At 44.0% G+C, this 18,642-nt stretch carries 19 protein-coding genes; 3 read left to right on the forward strand and 16 right to left on the reverse strand.

Going from position 1 to position 18,642, the window contains the following annotated elements; genetic code table 11:
- The gene (locus tag ACZ07B_RS08580) at nucleotides 1-783 is read right to left on the reverse strand and encodes a patatin family protein (RefSeq protein ID WP_003232221.1); all 783 of its coding nucleotides are present in this window, start codon (nucleotides 781-783) and stop codon (nucleotides 1-3) included.
- Between the two features lie 180 nt (nucleotides 784-963).
- Between ACZ07B_RS08580 and spoVV the strand changes: the two genes are divergently transcribed.
- The gene (gene spoVV, locus ACZ07B_RS08585; RefSeq protein ID WP_003245492.1) at nucleotides 964-2,190 is read left to right on the forward strand and encodes a dipicolinic acid transporter SpoVV; all 1,227 of its coding nucleotides are present in this window, start codon (nucleotides 964-966) and stop codon (nucleotides 2,188-2,190) included.
- Between the two features lie 10 nt (nucleotides 2,191-2,200).
- Here spoVV and coaD read toward each other — a convergent pair whose 3' ends face one another.
- The 8 genes from coaD to ACZ07B_RS08625 form a co-directional block, all read right to left on the reverse strand.
- Nucleotides 2,201-2,686: a pantetheine-phosphate adenylyltransferase gene (gene coaD, locus ACZ07B_RS08590; protein ID WP_003245283.1), complete on the reverse strand. Its 486-nt coding sequence runs from the start codon at nucleotides 2,684-2,686 to the stop codon at nucleotides 2,201-2,203.
- Between the two features lie 4 nt (nucleotides 2,687-2,690).
- Nucleotides 2,691-3,245, reverse strand: coding sequence for a 16S rRNA (guanine(966)-N(2))-methyltransferase RsmD (rsmD, locus tag ACZ07B_RS08595; RefSeq protein WP_015483196.1), 555 nt, complete (start codon nucleotides 3,243-3,245; stop codon nucleotides 2,691-2,693).
- A gap of 322 nt (nucleotides 3,246-3,567) precedes the next feature.
- A complete protein-coding gene (locus ACZ07B_RS08600) occupies nucleotides 3,568-3,840 on the reverse strand; it encodes a YlbG family protein (RefSeq protein ID WP_009967171.1) in 273 nt (90 codons plus the stop codon).
- Nucleotides 3,841-3,894: 54 nt separating this feature from the next.
- Entirely contained in the window at nucleotides 3,895-4,344 is a 450-nt protein-coding gene (gene ricF / locus ACZ07B_RS08605; protein WP_003221370.1) for a regulatory iron-sulfur-containing complex subunit RicF, read from the reverse strand.
- 115 nt (nucleotides 4,345-4,459) lie between these two features.
- On the reverse strand, nucleotides 4,460-4,699 hold the full coding sequence (locus ACZ07B_RS08610) for a YlbE-like family protein (RefSeq protein WP_003232231.1): 240 nt from the start codon (nucleotides 4,697-4,699) through the stop codon (nucleotides 4,460-4,462).
- A 15-nt stretch (nucleotides 4,700-4,714) separates the two neighbouring features.
- Complete coding sequence (gene ylbD, locus ACZ07B_RS08615) at nucleotides 4,715-5,113, reverse strand: YlbD family protein (protein ID WP_014476725.1); 399 nt, start codon at nucleotides 5,111-5,113, stop codon at nucleotides 4,715-4,717.
- 231 nt (nucleotides 5,114-5,344) lie between these two features.
- A complete protein-coding gene (locus ACZ07B_RS08620; RefSeq protein WP_134155383.1) occupies nucleotides 5,345-6,385 on the reverse strand; it encodes a CAP domain-containing protein in 1,041 nt (346 codons plus the stop codon).
- A gap of 83 nt (nucleotides 6,386-6,468) precedes the next feature.
- On the reverse strand, nucleotides 6,469-6,915 hold the full coding sequence (locus tag ACZ07B_RS08625) for a CBS domain-containing protein (RefSeq protein WP_003221362.1): 447 nt from the start codon (nucleotides 6,913-6,915) through the stop codon (nucleotides 6,469-6,471).
- A gap of 139 nt (nucleotides 6,916-7,054) precedes the next feature.
- Here ACZ07B_RS08625 and ACZ07B_RS08630 point away from each other — a divergent pair, with 139 nt between their 5' ends.
- Nucleotides 7,055-7,417 (forward strand): YugN family protein, encoded by a 363-nt coding sequence (locus tag ACZ07B_RS08630; RefSeq protein WP_003232238.1) that lies wholly within the window; start codon nucleotides 7,055-7,057, stop codon nucleotides 7,415-7,417.
- Nucleotides 7,418-7,448: 31 nt separating this feature from the next.
- Here the strand turns inward: ACZ07B_RS08630 and ctaG are convergent, their stop codons facing one another.
- The 6 genes from ctaG to cyoE form a co-directional block, all read right to left on the reverse strand.
- Nucleotides 7,449-8,342, reverse strand: a complete 894-nt coding sequence (gene ctaG, locus ACZ07B_RS08635) for a cytochrome c oxidase assembly factor CtaG (protein ID WP_212083158.1) — start codon at nucleotides 8,340-8,342, stop codon at nucleotides 7,449-7,451.
- A gap of 26 nt (nucleotides 8,343-8,368) precedes the next feature.
- The gene (gene ctaF, locus ACZ07B_RS08640; RefSeq protein ID WP_003232242.1) at nucleotides 8,369-8,701 is read right to left on the reverse strand and encodes a cytochrome c oxidase subunit IVB; all 333 of its coding nucleotides are present in this window, start codon (nucleotides 8,699-8,701) and stop codon (nucleotides 8,369-8,371) included.
- 2 nt (nucleotides 8,702-8,703) lie between these two features.
- Nucleotides 8,704-9,327, reverse strand: coding sequence for a cytochrome c oxidase subunit III (gene ctaE / locus ACZ07B_RS08645; RefSeq protein ID WP_003232244.1), 624 nt, complete (start codon nucleotides 9,325-9,327; stop codon nucleotides 8,704-8,706).
- A complete protein-coding gene (ctaD, locus tag ACZ07B_RS08650) occupies nucleotides 9,327-11,195 on the reverse strand; it encodes a cytochrome c oxidase subunit I (RefSeq protein WP_003232245.1) in 1,869 nt (622 codons plus the stop codon). Before ctaD ends, ctaE begins: the two co-directional genes overlap by 1 nt.
- 32 nt (nucleotides 11,196-11,227) lie before the next feature.
- Nucleotides 11,228-12,298, reverse strand: coding sequence for a cytochrome c oxidase subunit II (coxB, locus tag ACZ07B_RS08655; protein WP_014663859.1), 1,071 nt, complete (start codon nucleotides 12,296-12,298; stop codon nucleotides 11,228-11,230).
- Between the two features lie 239 nt (nucleotides 12,299-12,537).
- Nucleotides 12,538-13,455 (reverse strand): heme o synthase, encoded by a 918-nt coding sequence (gene cyoE, locus ACZ07B_RS08660; RefSeq protein WP_003232250.1) that lies wholly within the window; start codon nucleotides 13,453-13,455, stop codon nucleotides 12,538-12,540.
- A 354-nt stretch (nucleotides 13,456-13,809) separates the two neighbouring features.
- On the opposite strand from cyoE, the gene ctaA reads away from it, so the two are divergent.
- A complete protein-coding gene (gene ctaA / locus ACZ07B_RS08665) occupies nucleotides 13,810-14,730 on the forward strand; it encodes a heme A synthase CtaA (protein WP_003232254.1) in 921 nt (306 codons plus the stop codon).
- A gap of 412 nt (nucleotides 14,731-15,142) precedes the next feature.
- On the opposite strand, the gene pyc is transcribed toward ctaA, so the two are convergent.
- Nucleotides 15,143-18,589, reverse strand: a complete 3,447-nt coding sequence (gene pyc / locus ACZ07B_RS08670; protein ID WP_464877103.1) for a pyruvate carboxylase — start codon at nucleotides 18,587-18,589, stop codon at nucleotides 15,143-15,145.
- Nucleotides 18,590-18,642: the final 53 nt, after the last annotated feature.

Raw genomic sequence — 18,642 nt, forward strand, 5'->3', positions numbered from 1 at the left:
TTATGAGCCCTCCCAATTCTCTATTTCTTTTCTTATCTTGCTGATCATTCGGTTTGTCGCCTCTTCGCCTGCCGATATCATTTCTTCAATATTGGCAAACGAGCTTGAGCTGTATGTTTCAAGGGAAGGGCGAATCATGATATCTGCGGCAATTGTTTGATGCCGCACTAATTCATTTTGCAGTATATCCATACTTTGCATAATCACATCAAAAATATGCACTGCTGTTTCAGTTTTTCGAACCCTGGAAACATCCGAAGCGATGATAATATCAGCTCCCATGTCTTTCACAACAGAAACCGGAATTCGATCGACGACCGCGCCGTCTACAAGAAGGCGTCCGTCCAGCCGCTGCGGAATAAAGATACCCGGGATGCTGATGCTGGCCCTCACTGCATCTGACACTGATCCTTTTCGGAACACAATCTTTTCTCCCGTCTGTAGATCACACGCAACAATGCCCAGCGGGATTTGGAGCTCTTCAATCGGTTTTCCGAATGTATAGGCATGCACAAGCTGTCTGACGCGGTCACCTTTTAAAAAACCGAGCTTCGGCACCGTATAATCAGCATAAAGCCTTCGTTTAAAGGCTTTGGCTACTTTTTTCATCGTTGCCACGTCATGTCCGGCGGCATAAAAACTGCCCACCAAAGCGCCCATGCTGCTTCCTGCAATCATATCCACTTCAATTTGGTGCTTATGTAAACTGGAAAGCACACCGAGATGAGCAAGCCCTCTGGCCCCTCCCGATCCTAACGCTAACCCGATTTTAGGTTTGGCCAAAGCGTTAACCTCCTGCCTGAATTCCCTGTATACCGAATTCTATGGTCTAAACTGAACCCCTATGCTCGTATATTAGTACAAAGAATCAAGAGGACAGGTACTGCTTGGCCGTTTTACATCATACATTATTTTATCATGATATACATGTCATTGGGCATTTTTAGCATCGGGGAGGTAAGAATGAACTTGTCGAAGATTAATACACTTTTGATTGCCTCGTTTTTTCTTTTTTTAACAGCGACTGTCATCTCACATCCACAGGCCTCATTCGAAGCCTCTAAAACCGGGCTGTCTATGTGGTGGGAGGTTGTGTTTCCGTCATTGCTGCCATTTTTTATTCTGTCCGAACTCTTAATCGGCTTTGGCATTGTGCGGTTTGTCGGTGTTTTGCTTGAGCCTTTTATGCGGCCGATCTTTCGCGTGCCGGGTGTCGGCGGCTTCGTTCTTGCTATGGGAATGGCATCAGGAAACCCAGCGGGAGCAAAACTCACTGCCCGTCTGCGGCAGGAAAATCAGATTTCAAGAGTAGAAGCAGAACGGCTCGCGTCGTTTACCAATTCTTCAAACCCGCTCTTTATTTTCGGCGCTGTTGCCGTCGGTTTCTTTCAAAACGCGTCACTGGGCATTTTATTAGCTTCTGCACACTATTTAGGGAATCTGGCTGTCGGTTTAACAATGCGTTCCTATGGCCGCAAGGAAGAGCAGCATCTCAGAAGAAAGAAAACGATACCTTTCCCTTCAGTCAAAGATGCTTTACACGCTCTTCATACCGCCAGACTTGCAGAAAAACGGCCCTTGGGCAAAATTTTAGGCGACGCCGTGACGTCTTCTGTTCAAACACTTCTTATGGTAGGCGGCTTTATTATTTTATTTTCTGTCTTCAATCGGCTGTTGTCAGTGGTCCAGCTGACTGATGTTTTGTCTGTTTTCACAAAAGGAGCACTGACTTTGTTTCAGCTTCCGACTCAATTGGACATTCCGCTTTTATCAGGGATGTTTGAAATTACATTAGGCAGCAAGCTTGTCAGCGAGACAGATGTTTCTCTTCTGCAAAAAGCCATTATCGTCAGCTTTATTCTCGGGTTTAGCGGCTTTTCCGTACAAGCTCAGGTGGCAGGTATTTTATCGGAAACCGACATTAGATTTAAACCATTCTTTATCGCACGTTTGCTGCAGGGCGTTTATGCCGCTGTCTTCGTCATGCTTTTATGGAAACCTCTTTACACGGCATGGCATGATCCGTATCAGTATGTATTTAAATCTCTTAACAGCAGTGACATGTCAACTGCCTTTATAAACGGCTGGAATCTGCTTGTGCAGATCGGACCTGCTGTCACACTATGCGCGCTGTTTACGTACATTATCATTTTTTCTTACAGACTGACAAACGGAACAAAAAAAGGATGAGTCAAAACCCTCATCCTTGTCTGAATTTTTGCTGAAGCGCCAGCTCTACTTCCGGCGGTACAAACTCTGATACCGAGCCGTTGTATCTCGCCACTTCTTTTACGATGCTTGAACTTAGAAATGAATATTGATTGTTTGTCATCATAAAAAACGTCTCAATAGATTCATCAAGCACCCGGTTTACTGATGTCCCCTGCATCTCGTATTCAAAATCGGATACAGCTCTCAAGCCTCTTAAAATCGCTTTCGCATTTTTTCTTTTTGCATAATCAATTAACAGGCCTTGCGATGTTTCAACTGTTATGTTCGGAATGTCTTTTGTCACTTCTCTCAGAAGCTCACACCGTTCTTCCACACTGAACAAAGGCTTTTTTGAAGAATTATTCAGCACACATACATACACTTGTTCAAAAATATGCGCCCCGCGTTTGATGATGTCCAGATGCCCGTAGGTCACCGGATCAAAACTGCCGGGACAGACAGCTATACTCGCCACCTCACTACCCCCTCTTTTTATAAATCGCCACACCTGTTAACCCATAGGTTTCTTTTCTAGTCATCACAAGATCTCCTACGGTTTCGGGAAGCTCGACCTCTCTGTCATGCTCAGCGACGATAAAGCCGTCTTCTTCCAGCATTTGATATTCGTCAATCAAAGTTAAAAGTGCTTTCAGCTTTTGTTCCTTATACGGCGGATCGAGAAAAATTCCGCGAAAGCCGGTTTCTCTTTTAGCAGCAGCGTGCAAAGCACGTTCCGCATCATTGCGGTATACCTGTGCATGTTTTGTAAGCTCCAGCGTTTTCAAATTAGATTTTACCGTTTGAATCGCTTTAAAATCACGGTCAACGAATATACAATGCTCAAACCCGCGTGAAAGCGCTTCGATTCCAAGACCTCCGCTCCCTGCGAATAAGTCAAGTCCCCTGCCCCCGTCAAAATAAGGGCCGATCATATTGAAAATGGATTCCTTCACTTTGTCGGTTGTCGGTCTTGTTGATGTTCCGGGTACAGCCTTTAGTGAACGGCCTTTTTTTGATCCAGAAATTACTCTCATGTTCCACACCACTTTTTCTAAAAGCTATTTTGTTTCTTTATTCGGCCGGACGCCGCTATGTACATAGAAAAAAATCAATCCTATCTTAACATAAAGCATTCTTCCAAACAATGAACGCTAATCTTGATAAACAGGTGTATAGGCAGCATGATCCTTGTCCATACTATAAGCAACAGCATCTAGAGGATGTTGTTGCCAACCGCGGAGAAGACTTACGTTTCCCCATAAGTTCTTCCTCCGGTTTCTCCTCTCCCTTTGCCTTCTCCTTAACATATTAAGGAATAGAAGGACCCCGCAGATGCCTGCGGGGATTTTTTTATAGCTATATGCCGATTTTATAATCGTATTCTTTTGCCTTATCAAGCTTTGACTCGAATTCCAATTTTAAAAACGGTTTATAAGAAGGCTCCACTTTTTTCACAAATGAGTAAGACGCAATCTTGTCCATTGTTTTTTCAATTTGGTCCATATCACAGTACAGTACGACATATTTTAATCGTTTTGATACATAGTGCACATTCCCGAACTTCCTCAGCATTTTGCTTTGCTTTAGGGAGTGCAGATACACAACCATGCCCTGGCGCCTATTCTCCAATACAATCACCTGCCTGTTTTCTCTTATATGTAAAAGACGAGACGGCCAGTCTCGTCAGGACACTTTACATCCGCAGCTTCCGCCTGAACCGCAGCCGCCTCCGCATGAAGACAAACCGTCAAAATAAGGGTTCCCAGTCGGAACTTTCACATGCTCCGAAACAGCTGTCCCAATCTCGACGCTGACCTCATCAAGAATGGACTGGAGCTCATTTTCAGCTCTCTTGAAGTCAGCCACCTTGTCGTTCAGGTCCAGCTCACGTTTGATCTCCCTCATTTTCCGGGATATTTCTCTATAGTCAGGATGATATTTGCCAAAACGCTGTACATCCTCATACTGCTCTTTTATTTTGATAAAAGAACGAATAATCCGACCTGCCTCTTCATCTTCCTGGAGACGCTTGTAACAATTGCGGTAGTTCTCAGCCGTCTCCGACTGCAGAATCATCTCGGCAAGCTGCTGAGCTTCACTTTGAAGCCGCACGGATTCCATCGTCGCATACATAACATGCACCTCCAGTTGTTAGTTTACCATGAAACCAGCCAATTGGAAAATGCTTAACCGCAGCCGTATACAAAACCTTATGTCCGCATGAAAAAAGACCCTTTTTCGGGGCCTTTTAATCTTTTGTCCGCATCGCTTGAAACATTTGCATCATCATTTGCGCCATTTGAATCCCGTTCGTAAACTGATTCACCCGATGCGGAATGGTTTTTTCATAAAAATTCATCATTTCAAGCTGAAAGGAGGACAGATCATCCGGTTTTCTTGAAAGCCTGCGGTACCATATCGGCTGTTCTCTGATGAATCGTTTCCGTTCTTCATTTGCTAAAATATATTCCTGAACCTCTTTGCGCATATGAGCTCCCCTTTTTTAATCCTTTCGAAAAGAAAAAGGATGCTGTCCAGAGCCTGGCTGAGAATGCTTCTGTCCGCTTCCGGAAAATGTATTAAGAAGGCTTTGCAACGATGAGATCGACTGGCTCATTTTATTGATTTGTTCGTTCATTTGATTGACATCCATCTTTTTCACCGCTGTCACCATTTTCGAGACAAAATCATTTTTTTGCGGTGTTTCAGGCACAGCTTCAGCAGCTTCTTCCGGTTCCCGATACGGATCCCAAATCGGATCGCTCTCCCCGAAGAGGACCCAATTTTCATATACGTCCTGCCAGCTTCTTTGTTCTTTGCGCACTTCTTTTATCAGCTTGGGATGCTTTTTGACGAATTGTTTAAAGTCATTGATTGAATGATTGGCATGTTGATTCGCCACAATCCTCACCCCCTCCGAAAATCGTTACCTACTACAATGTATCGTTTTGTCGGGCATTGTGTTCGCCTATATTCATTCCCAAATGAATTTTTAGCGATATCCCTATACACTGGTGAAAAAGCCTGACTGAAGGGATGGGAATCGGCCTTATCTGTAAGCTATCAGCACATTCATTCAGACCAGCTTGTATGGAAATAGAAAAAGCCGGGAACCATTCGTCCGCGGCTTTCATTACCATCGCTTAATAAAATTTTGGGTGTAATATTTCCGGTCTACTCCGACACCAAGATGCGTATAATCTGAATTCAGAAGCGCTTTTCGATGGCCTTCGCTATTCAGCCAGCCTTCTACAGCGGCCGGACCGTCCACATAATTGTATGCGATATTTTCTCCCGCTTGCTGAAAGTCAACATGCCCTTCTTCTAAGCGGTCTTTCAGCGAGCCGTATTTTTTAGAGACATGGGAGAAATAATTATTTTCCTTCATATCCTCGCTATGTCCAAATGCCACTTCCGCCGTTGGCTGATCCCACTCAAGCTTCGCAAGTCCATGTTTAACACGTATGACATTCGTCAAATCAAGGATTTGCTTTTCACTCGTTGTTTGGATTTTTCTCCATTTCTCATCTGAAACGGCTTTCGGTTTAATTAATTCCCCGCGGTACACTACCTCATAAGGTCTTTGCTTTACAAAGGTTTGCGCATCAAACGCCCTAATGCTGGATAACTTCCCCTCAAATTTGTCCATATACAGCTGGACATACATCTTTCCAACCTTTACAGTAGGTCTTGTATTGATATCCTCTTCAGAAAATTCAAACCGATAGGAATTTCCTTTATACTCTACATTCACAAATGGTGCCACCTGGGTGGTCTTGAATACTTCGCCAGTTGATTCTCCAATTTTGAAAGGCTTGGCGTTAATATCATTCCCAGCCGCGAATAATGTGACCACTTTATTGTTCAATACCCCGATTTGGATATATTGATCCTTACCTTGATTGTATACCCACCAATCGTAATCATAAGCCGAAGGGTCAATACGTTCAGGTTCCCCGAGCTTTTTCGTTACTTCATCGGCGGGCTTGCCCATGAAGGACAATAACCCTGAAGTCGGCATATGTATTCGTTTGCCGCTTTGCGCTTCCTCATTCGACACCTGAGGCTCGCTGTCATTTGATTTCTTTTCAGGAACAGATCCATATTGAATAAACAGAACGTAGGTTCCGCAGATAATCAAAAGGATAACCATTGCTCTCAATATATTTTTCAATCTATCACCCCCGTGGCGATTCACAATCCCTTGTTTACATCCCATTACAATACAGCCTATTTAACATGTCAAAGATTTATGTGTTAATGAAAAAAGCCTTCTTCTCTATTATCACCCTCGGAAATATCCGATAAGGCGCTGCCGGCACGTTCATTCGTTTGCTCAGATAAAGAAAGATCACCAAGCGTGACAATTCCAGTCAGTTTTTTATTTTTTGTAACTGGTATCCTTCTGAGCTGATGCGATGCCATCAAATGAAGAACCTCATCGACTGAAGCATCTTCCTCCACACTGACAGGTTTTTCGGTCATCGCGTCAGTGATTTTTTGCGAGTTCGGTTTTTTGATGGCGATTCCTCTTAATACGAGATCGCGGTCGGTTACGATGCCGACCAATGTTTCCCCGTCCTCATCAACTACCGGAATCGCTCCTACATTTGCGTCCTTCATCTTTACTGCAGCTTCATATACATTATCTAATACCGTGCAATATTGCAAGTCGGCTGTCATCAGATCTTTTATTTTTGTCATCCGTTTAACCTCCTTTAGTCTAGTGCTATTGTCGTCAAAATTTAATTTTTGCATACTTTCAAAAGAAGAAGATTCATTGAAAGTTTAACGCTTTCATACTATGATTGTCAGGAAAGGTAATTTTTATAAGGAGGGGTCAGTGTTGAAGTTTACTGAAAGCGGACTTGAAGGGGTTAAGGCAGAGCTCAGCTGGCTAGACGACTTAATGGAAAGCAAAGGTCTCATCAGAGCGGGTCAATGGGATTACGAGAGAGTCACCTATGACAAGAAGTTTTCGACGATTGAGGGTACGTTTTACCTGCGGATACAAGGTATTGCGGCAGAAGGCGATGTCGGAAGCGGGCGCGCCGTGATTCAATTAATGTCCCCTCTCCTAGGAAAGCATTACTACCCTCATGGAGTAGAATATGGAGAAACGGAAGAGTTTCCCGTACAGGTTGTGACAAAAAGCAAGGCACTGATTCAGGACATAGCCAACATGTTAAAAACAGTTCAAATGTAACGAAAAGGTACAGCATATTTCGCTGTACCTTTTATGATATCGTCTGCTGAATATACGGCGGCTCCTCCTGTCCGTCCTTTTCCCTTTCTTTCTTCACCCATTGGAAAAAAATAATGGCCAAAAAAGTACCGTACACAATTTCCTGAATGATTTTCATCATGACTGCTCCGAGCTGCTGATCCTCTAACAAAGGCAGTGTATTCAACATCTCTGGCCCTGTTAATGGGACCTGCCCCATCATATCCGCTGGCACACAAAGCCTCATTGCCTCAGCCCATACAGCCGGATCTGTATAGGTGGCGTATAACGGTGCACCGCTGAACATGATCAAGGCGCAAGCAGGTGTGAGCAGCATACCGTCCGCCATAATATAACCCAGCTTCATCAAGCCGCTGAGCTGCCGTAGACGCTCAACCTTATGAACAAGCGGCCACCACATGAAGAACGAAAGCACAAAGATAAGCCAAGTGATTAATGTATGGTAAAATGGATCCGTTTTGACAGTATCAAATATAAGCGGTACATGATATAAAGAAAAAATGCCGTTAAACAAAAGCAAAGCAATTAAAGGCGTCGTAAAAAAGGAAAAAACCGGTTTGATTGAAGGCCTGAAAATGATTTTTTCCCAGAGCCATGCAGGAATTCCCGCGATCAAAAGCGGCGGGACAACCAAATACAGGACGGCCATCTGCACCATATGCGCGCTGAACATAATATGTCCGAGCAGATCAACCGGGCTTCCCTCGGCTGCATATAAAAACAGCATCGCCGACAGAAAGCACACCATCTCTTTACCAGTTATTCGATTCGGCTTTGAAGACATTCGCCTGTAAAAATAGAGATAAAGCGCCGTAATGCCTAACAGGATACAAAAAAGATAAGGGCTCCACATCGCGCGAAACCCAAATATCTCCAACTGATTCATTTCTTCACCTCCGGCGGCTGTTCAAATTACCACCATATAATTGTCACAAACGCAAGCACAGTGATAAACGCGACAAACACCCCTGAATACAAAAACAGTGCCGGCGCCTCATGCCCTTTCTGATTCATATGCATGAAATAATACAGCTGAAAGATGACTTGAATTGCAGCTAGCAAAATAATGAAAGGAATCGTAAACCAGCTGCCGACACCGTCCGTGGCCACAGTCAGAAATGCAACAATCGTAAGACCGATCATTAAACCAAAAGACAGGACTTGATATTTCATCTCCCGGGCATGCTTTTTTTTCTTAAATTCAAGGTCGCTATTGATATGCCCTCTGCTTTTTTTATCGACCATGTTTATCCCACCATCCCCATTAAATATACAACGGTAAAGATGAAGACCCACACGACATCAATAAAGTGCCAGTAAAGGCTGGCAACGTAAAACTTAGGCGCCGTATACAGATTCAGCCCTCTCTTGGCATTGCGGATCATAAGCGTGCTGATCCACATAAGCCCAAATGCCACGTGGGCGCCGTGTGTACCGACAAGCGTGTAAAACGCAGAACCAAGGGCAGAGCTTGTGATGGTAAAGCCAAATTCATGGGTGTAATGCTTGAACTCATAGATTTCCAGTCCTAAAAAGCCCGCCCCCAATAAAATCGTAATTCCCAGCCAAAGCTGCATCTTGCCGAAGGAAAAGTTCTTCATGTGGTACATCGCGTACACACTCGTTAAACTGCTCGTTAATAGAAGCATTGTGGCAATGAATACAAGTGTCACATCGAACATTTCCGTCGTAGGCGGATCACCGGCATTTGAATTCCGGAGCGCAAGAAACGTGGCGAAGAGAGACGCAAACAGAACAGTCTCTCCGCCAAGAAAAAGCCAAAAGCCTAAAAATTTATTTTTCCCTTCCAGGGTTACTTTTTCAGGAGAAGCTGGAAAGGTTTCTGCGGTGAATTTTTCTTGAACTTGCATTATGCCTTCACCCCTTTATCATCGTTCGGCAGTTCCTCTTTATGAATATGATAGCCGTGATCATCAATTACTGAACGAAGCAGCATCGTAATAAATGTGATGCCGAGCCCGATAAAGATCACCGGCAGACCCCAAGCGTAATCACTTCTGTACAGCAGCCCGAACGCTGCGACAAAAAGGCCGAAGGAAATGATGAGCGGCAGGATTGAGCCGTTTGGCATATGAATATCATCAACCGGTTCCGCCGGCGTCATTGATTTGTGCCCTGCCTGCTTCTCGATCCAAAGCGGATCAAGTCCTCTGACAAAAGGAAGCTGTTTAAAGTTATACTCCGGCGGCGGTGAAGAAACGGTCCATTCCAGCGTACGTCCGTCATGCCATGGATCAGCACCTACATATTCACCTTTTACCGATGTCCATATGACATTGACCAGCAGAAGAATAACAGCTGCCGCCATAAAAAACGCCCCGATTGTACTGATCAAGTTGCCGGTTTCCAGACCCTGTCCTGGCAAAAACGTATAAACCCGGCGCGGCATCCCCATTAAGCCGACAAAATGCTGAATGAAAAACGTGAGGTGAAAGCCGATAAAAAACAATACAAATGAAATTTTCCCCATCGTTTCATGCAGAATTTTACCGAACATTTTCGGCCACCAGAAATGAACACCGGCTAAAAGGCCGAATACAACGCCGCCAATAATGACGTAGTGGAAGTGCGCAACCACAAAATACGTATCATGGAACTGATAATCAGCCGCAGCAGCTGCCAGCATGACTCCCGTCACACCGCCGAGCACAAAGGATGGAATAAATGAGACAGCATACAGCATAGCGGTTGTATACTTCACATTTCCTCCCCAAATCGTCAACAGCCAGTTAAAAATCTTAATCCCGGTCGGAATCGCGATAGCCATTGTTGCAACCGCAAAAATCGCATTTGCAATCGGGCCGAGACCAGTCGTGAACATGTGGTGCACCCAAACCATAAAGCCCAGAAAGCCAATGAGCACGATTGCAAAAACCATTGAAGAATAGCCAAACAAACGCTTTCTGGCGAACACAGGGATGACCTCAGAAAAAATACCGAATGCAGGCAAAATTAGGATATAAACCTCCGGGTGGCCGAAGATCCAAAATAAATGTTCCCAAATGACCGTATTTCCGCCAAGCTCCGGATTAAAGAAATTGGTTCCGAACAGCCGATCCAGCATCATGAGAGCCAATCCGACCGTAAGCGGCGGAAACGCAAACAAAATCAATGCCGAGGCCACAAATGTCGTCCATGTAAACAAAGGCAGCCTCATATACGTCATGCCCGGAGCCCTCATGTTGATAATCGTGGCCAAAAAGTTAATCCCGGCTATCAGCGTCCCGAGCCCCGATATTTGGAGTCCGAGGACGAAAAAGTCTATGCCGTGCCCTTTAGAATGAAGCGAAAGTGAGGCATATGACGTCCAGCCCGCATCTGGCGCTCCGCCCAAAAACCAGCTTAGATTTAAGAAAATGCCCCCGAAAAAGAAGAGCCAAAAACCAAGCGCGTTTAAAAATGGAAACGAAACGTCCCGAGCCCCGATCTGCAAAGGCACAACCGCATTCATCAAGGCAAATAAGAGCGGCATCGCAGCAAGAAAGATCATCGTCGTTCCGTGCATAGTCATTACTTCATTGTACGCTTGAGCACTGAGAAACGCATTTTCCGGCTTTGCAAGCTGAATTCTGATAAACATCGCTTCAATTCCCCCGACAAGAAAGAAGAATCCCCCTGCCACTAAATAAAGAATCGCGATTTTTTTATGGTCCACCGTCGTCAAATAATCCCAAAGCATAGATCCGCGCGTCCGCTTTTCTGTAAGCGCATTCAACATATGTGACCTCCCCCAATATCTCCCTTTCTTCCCTACTTGCTTTCCGCTTTTAAGCCTTTTAAGTATTCATAAAGCGCATCTGTTTCGCTGTCTGAGAGCTTTGGATATGTGCCTGTCATTTTGTTCCCCGGCTTTATGCTGTCAGGGTCCTTCAGCCAAGCCTTCACATTTTCTTTGTTGGCCTCTTTCACCCCTGCCACTTTTGTCCTTTCACCGAAGGTCGCCAAGTTAGGTGCCGTTCTAGCGGCTTCTGCACGCTTATCATTCGGCTCTACCGCATGGCAGCTCAGGCAGTTTTTCTCTTTAAACAGTTCTTCACCCTGCTTAGCCAAATCGCTCTCTGCTGTAGATTTATAGTTTTTCATTTCTTTTGTCCAGCCCTGAAATTCCTTTGCAGACATTGTCTTCACCTTAAAATCCATCAGCGCATGTGAAGGGCCGCAAAGCTCTGCACACTTCCCAAAAAACATATCTCCTGCCTCTTTGCTTCGTTTTGAATCAAATGTCAGGAAGAACTTATTTTCATTATCCGTATTCGTATCAAGTTTTCCTCCAACTGAAGGAATCCAGAAGGAATGTTTTACATCAGAGGCTTTTAAATTAAAATATACACGCTGATCTGTCGGTACAATCAGCTCCTGGCTTGTGATAATGCCGTAATCAGGATACTCAAACTCCCACCAGTATAAATTTGCCCTAACATTGACTACAAGAGCATCCTCAGCTTTGCGGCCTTTTTTATCCATTGGTGATGTGTCCGCTAGCTCCAGCGTATATAATACAACAGGAATCACAAGAATAATGAGCAGCAAAATCGGGATCACGGTCCATGTGATTTCTAAAAATTTATTCCCCTCTACCTGTTTCGGTATCGTGTTCTCACCGACCCGTGATCTTCTGAATCTCACAATCACATAAAAGAAGATAACAGATACTACTGCAACAACAACAACCATAATCAATGTGCTGAGCACTGTCAGGTCATACTGTTTATCAGCCACCTCGCCAGCAGGCTTGAGCGTGGATAAAAAAGGTTTTCCACATCCGCTTAATAGAAGCGGCACTAAGGCTAATAATAAAATAAGACGCCAATGCTTTACCATTTCACCCAACCCCTTTTCTGGTCAATACAAAGGCGGAAAGCGGATCGAAATCTATCGCCATCCAACCTATCACCAATAAAGCACTTACATTTCCTCTTCTCTTAAATTATGAGTTTTTTTACTCAAAATGCCATCTATGTATAAAAGTAAAGCCGCCTGATTAAACAAGAGGTCAAGGCGGCATTTACTAGTTGTCATCGTTTATTTTGAAGCGATAAAACAAGCATCATATCTATTTTTTAGAAAAGCGTCAAGACAACCATGGCAACGAAATAGATTGTCATGTAGTTAAGCGAGTAAACGAACATTTGTGTTGCCCACTTCATGATATTCTTGGAGCGGAATCCCATTAAGCCAAGAATCAGCCAGCCGATATTTAACAGCAAGCCGAGAATCACAATCGGAAGACCCAGGCTACCAAGGAAAAACGGAAGCGGCATCAGGCACGCAACCCACACAATAATTTGTCTTTTTGTCACTTCAAATCCGTATACGACAGGAAGCATCGGAATATTTGCAGCTCTGTAATCCTCTGTTTTCTTAATAGCCAATGCTAAGAAGTGAGGAATCTGCCAAATAAATAAAATCATGAATAACACCCATGCTACGACACCGATATTCCCTTCCACTGCCGTCCATCCAATAAGCGGCGGCACTGCACCGGAAACGCTTCCTACTACTGTGTTAATCGTATAGCGGCGTTTCGTCCACATTGTGTACAATACAACATACGTAAAGACTCCGATAAAACCGATAACAGCAGCCATGACAGTTGTCATCAGCAGCATGATCAATCCTAAAGCAACCAGCAAAATTCCAGACCATAACGCCTGACTCGGCTGAATTTTACCCGTAACCGTCGGTCTTACTTTCGTACGCTCCATAAGATGGTCAATGTCCCGGTCATACCAGTTATTGATCGCACAGGAGCCCGCAATAATCAGTGAAGACCCGATTAACGTAAGAAGAACGGTGTTTATATTGCCTAAAAAACTTAAACCGGAAATATGCAGTGCAAGCCACATTCCAGTGAAAGTCGTGATGAGGTTAGAATTGACGATCCCTATTTTAATAAGGGACAGAAAATCTTTCCATGCCGTTGTTTCTTCAATTTGTCCGTCTATAGCTGTATCATTTAAGATTCTGGAGTTAGCCATAACGTAAACCTCCCTTACAAACCTAACGCAGGAGAATAAAATAACCTGCAACTCTATCATACAAGATAACATCTTGTAAAAAAACATCCTATTAAATATTAAACGACAAACAGGAATTTATTTGTGAACTTTTTATGAATTTTACCAAAGATGAAGGCAATCTCCAAATCGGCATTGCGTTTACCTTATTTCTATCAGACCCGGCATGAATAATCAAGTGTACATTTTCCAGAAGCCGTCATTCTATTATATTTTTGTGAACAAAAGGCTCTGGGAATTGCCACAAAACACATATTCGCTTACACTTGGAACGTATATAAAATTGCAGCAGTATGTTGAGAAGGTGAATATTGTATGAATAAAGCATTAAAAGCTCTCGGTGTTCTGACGACATTTGTCATGCTAATTGTTTTAATCGGGGGTGCCCTCGTTACAAAAACAGGTTCCGGCCAAGGATGCGGCAGACAGTGGCCGCTGTGTCACGGCCGTTTTTTCCCTGAACTGAATCCGGCTTCAATTATTGAATGGAGCCACCGATTCGCAAGCGGAATCTCTATTATCCTTGTGCTAAGCCTTGCGTTTTGGTCATGGAGAAAAATCACGCCGATTTTCCGTGAAACAACGTTTCTCGCGATCATGTCAATTATCTTTTTATTTCTTCAGGCATTGCTTGGCGCATTGGCTGTCGTATTCGGTTCGAACGCGCTGATTATGGCGCTTCACTTCGGCATCTCATTAATTTCTTTTGCTTCAGTGCTTATTTTGACATTGCTCATATTTGAAGCTGATAAATCAGTCAGAACACTGGTTAAGCCGCTTCAAATCGGCAAAAAGATGCAATTTCACATGATAGGAATTTTAATATATTCCTATATCGTTGTGTATACAGGCGCATATGTAAGACACACTGAATCAAGTCTGGCATGTCCTGATGTGCCGCTGTGCAGCCCGCTGAACAATGGACTTCCGACCCAATTCCATGAATGGGTGCAAATGGGCCACAGAGCAGCAGCCTTACTGTTATTTGTATGGATTATTGTTGCCGCTGTTCATGCTATTATCTCCTATAAAGATCAAAAACAGATCTTTTGGGGATGGATCTCATGTCTTATTTTCATTACATTACAGGCACTGTCCGGGATTATGATCGTATACTCTGAACTGGCTCTGGGCTTTGCACTTGCCCACTCGTTCTTTATTGCCTGTCTGTTTGGCGTTCTATGCTACTTCTTATTATTGATTGCTCGTTTCCGTTACGAATCCAGGCAATCATAAGGACTCAAGACCAAAGCCTTAGGCGGCTTTGGTCTTTTTTCATGTCTTGTTTTGGCGCTTTATTGTTTCAATGGCCAGCCTTCGCTGAACTTGATGATCAGTGAGCGGCTCACTTAAGGCTGTCTCCTTTCTCATCGTGATTATAGAAATTTCATATGCATCTATAGCCCGCGAACATAAGTATTAATCATTTTGGCCATTGGAAAATCAGATAGTGCTTATAGAAATATGCATGGACTACTACAAAGCATCTAAAAAATTGGTGGTATATAAGCCTCTTTTTATTTTGGACTTGTGACAGTACTGTATAATCTCTGAAGTCCCCTTATATCTCTTCTAACCATCTGTTTCACTCCACATTTTCTATATAAAAAACAAGAGTGTATATCATTGATATACACTCTTGTTTTTTTTATGCTTTTTCAATTTCGAGAAGCAGATCTCCCGTTTGGATCGGCTCGCCATTTTTCACATGAACCTGCTTGATTGTTCCTGAGAAAGGCGCCTGAACCGTTGTTTCCATTTTCATCGCTTCATTAATCATCAAATGATCACCTTTATTGACTTTTGTGCCTGCTTCAGCCAATACCTTAATAACGGTTCCAGGCATGGAAGCTGCGATGTGGCTTGGATTTGTCCGGTCTGCTTTCAGCCTTTCCTGAACGGAAGACTTAATGCTTTCATCTTTAATGACTACTTCACGCGGCTGCCCGTTGAGTTCGTAATAAACGACGCGGGTGGCGTCAGGCTGAGGCTCACCGATTGAAATCAGCTTAACGATCAGCGTTTTGCCGCGCTCAATTTCAACTTCTATCTCTTCACCTAATGTCATACCGTAGAAGAATGTCGGTGTATCTAATACCGAGATGTCTCCATAGCTTTCTGTCGTTTTCACATAATCAGTGAAGACTTTAGGATAAAGGGCATACGCCACAGCATCCTGATCTGAAATTTCCAAGTTATGCTGCTCTTTAAATTCCTGTTTGATCGCTTCAAATGACACCGGCTCAAGCAGTTCGCCCGGTCTGACTGTAATCGGCTCCTGTCCTTTTAAGATCAGCTTTTGCAGTTTTTCCGGGAATCCGCCATGAGGCTGGCCGATATTTCCTTTAAAAAGCTCCACGACAGAATCAGGGAAATCTAAAGATTCACCTTTTTCGTAAACGTCTTTTTCAGTCAGATTGTTTTGCACCATGTAGAGTGCCATATCTCCGACTACTTTTGAGGAAGGCGTTACCTTGACGATGTCACCGAACATATCGTTCACGCGTCTGTACATTTCCTTGACTTCGTTCCAGCGGTCGCCAAGGCCTACTCCCTTGGCTTGCTGCTGCAGGTTGCTGTATTGGCCCCCTGGCATTTCGTGTTCATAAATTTCAGTATGCGGAGACTTCATTCCGCTTTCAAATTCACTATAATATTTACGCACCGACTCCCAATATTGGGACAGCAATTCAACGCCTTGGACATTCATTTCCGGACGGCGGTCGTTGCCTTCCATCGCATGATAAAATCCGCTCGCGCTAGGCTGTGACGTTAATCCCGCCATTGAGCTGACCGCCACGTCTATGATATCAACGCCGGCTTCAACAGCTTTCGCATACATATAAATACCGTTTCCACTCGTATCATGCGTATGAAGGTGAACCGGAATGTCGATCGTTTCTTTCAACGCAGAAACGAGCTCATATGCAGCCTGCGGTTTTAACAGCCCTGCCATATCTTTAATCCCGAGAATATGGGCTCCGGCCGCCTCAAGCTCCTTCGCCATCGATGTATAATATGCAAGGTCGTACTTCGTCCGGTTCTTGTCAAGGATATCTCCCGTATAACAAATCGCAGCTTCTGCCACTTTGCCGGTATCCCTAACAGCATCAATGGCTAACGTCATCCCTTTTACCCAGTTTAAGCTGTCGAAAATACGAAACACATCAATACCGGATTGAGCTGATTGCTTCACAAATTCTTTAATCACATTGTCCGGATAATTCGTATAGCCGACCGCATTTGATGAGCGTAGCAGCATCTGGAATAAGGTATTCGGCACTTCTTTGCGAAGATCTTCCAAACGCTTCCACGGATCTTCTTTCAGGAATCGGTAGGCTACATCGAAGGTCGCGCCTCCCCACATTTCCATACTGAATAGTTCAGGCCATAACGCAGCCGTCGGATTTGCGATTTTTTTCAAATCATGCGATCTGATTCTAGTTGCCAATAACGATTGGTGGGCATCCCTGAATGTCGTATCAGTTAAAAGGACAGATTTCTGCTCCTTAACCCAATTTGCAAGCCCTTCTGCGCCTTTTTCATCGAGAATTTGCTTTGTTCCTCTGGCAGGCTGCTGATCAACGTCTACTTTTACGCTTAACGGTTTGTCAAACGCCGGTTTTTCTTTTTTCCCGATTCCGGGGAAACCGTTTACTGTCACATTGCCGATGTAAGTGAGCATTTTCGTTCCGCGGTCTTTTTGTTTAGGGAAATTAAATAATTCAGGCGTTGTATCAATGAAAGACGTATCATATTGCCCTGTCAGGAACTTCTCATGTTTTGCAACGTTCTCAAGGAATGGAATGTTCGTTTTTATGCCTCTGATTCTAAACTCCTGAAGGTTTCGCACCATTTTGGCAGCTGCCTGTTCAAACGTTAAAGCCCAAGTTGAAAGCTTAACGAGAAGCGAATCATAGTATGGTGTGATCACGGCACCCTGGAAGCTGTTTCCGGTATCAAGACGGACACCAAAACCGCCGCCTGAGCGGTAAGCCATGATTTTTCCTGTATCAGGCATGAAATCATTTTGCGGATCCTCAGTCGTAACCCGTGACTGAATGGCATAGCCGATTGTAAAAATGTCCTTTTGCTCAGGAATATTTACTTTTTTGCTGTGAAGGCTGTGCCCTTGGGCAACAAGGATCTGAGTTTGAACAATATCGACACCAGTAATCATTTCTGTTATCGTGTGTTCAACTTGTACGCGAGGGTTTACTTCAATAAAGTAGAACTCGTTGTTTGCAACAAGGAATTCGACCGTCCCCGCATTTATATAGTTTACATTTTTGGCAAGCGCAACTGCCGCCTCACAAATTTGGTCCCTTAATTCAGGTGACAGCGAGACACTCGGCGCCACTTCAATGACTTTTTGATGGCGTCTTTGAACGGAGCAATCCCTCTCAAAAAGATGGACGACATTTCCCTGCTTGTCTCCAATGACCTGAACCTCAATATGTTTCGGATTCTCAATTAATTTTTCTACATAAACTTCATCATTGCCAAAGGCTGCTTTCGCCTCTGATTTAGCACGCTCATATGCTTCTTTGACTTCACTTTCAGATCTGACAATCCGCATACCGCGGCCGCCGCCGCCAAGCGAGGCTTTAATGATGATCGGATAACCGTTAGCTTGTCCAAATAGTTCGACGGCTTCAAGCGTTTCGGCAGGACCGTCGCTTCCCGGAATCACGGGGATTCCCGCTTTTTCTGCCTGCTCACGCGCTTTTACCTTGTCACCAAACATATCGAGATGCTCGGATTTTGGCCCTATGAATACGATGCCTTCTTCTTCACATCGTCTCGCAAAATGAATATTTTCAGATAAGAAACCGTATCCCGGATGAATTGCATCGACTTTGTTTCTTTTCGCAATATCAATGATACCTTCAATATCCAGGTAAGCATCAATCGGTTTTTTCCCTTCACCGACCAAGTATGCTTCATCCGCTTTGTACCGATGGTAGGAACCGGAATCTTCTTTTGAATAGACCGCAACTGTACGAATATTCAACTCGGTACACGCCCGGAATATTCGGATTGCAATTTCTCCCCTGTTTGCTACTAATACTTTTTGTATCGATTGCTGAGACAAACTTTTCTCCCCCTTACCCGAATGGAATATAATCTATCATAGCGGAATATCCT

It is taken from the genome of Bacillus sp. 9.4 (assembly GCF_055486415.1).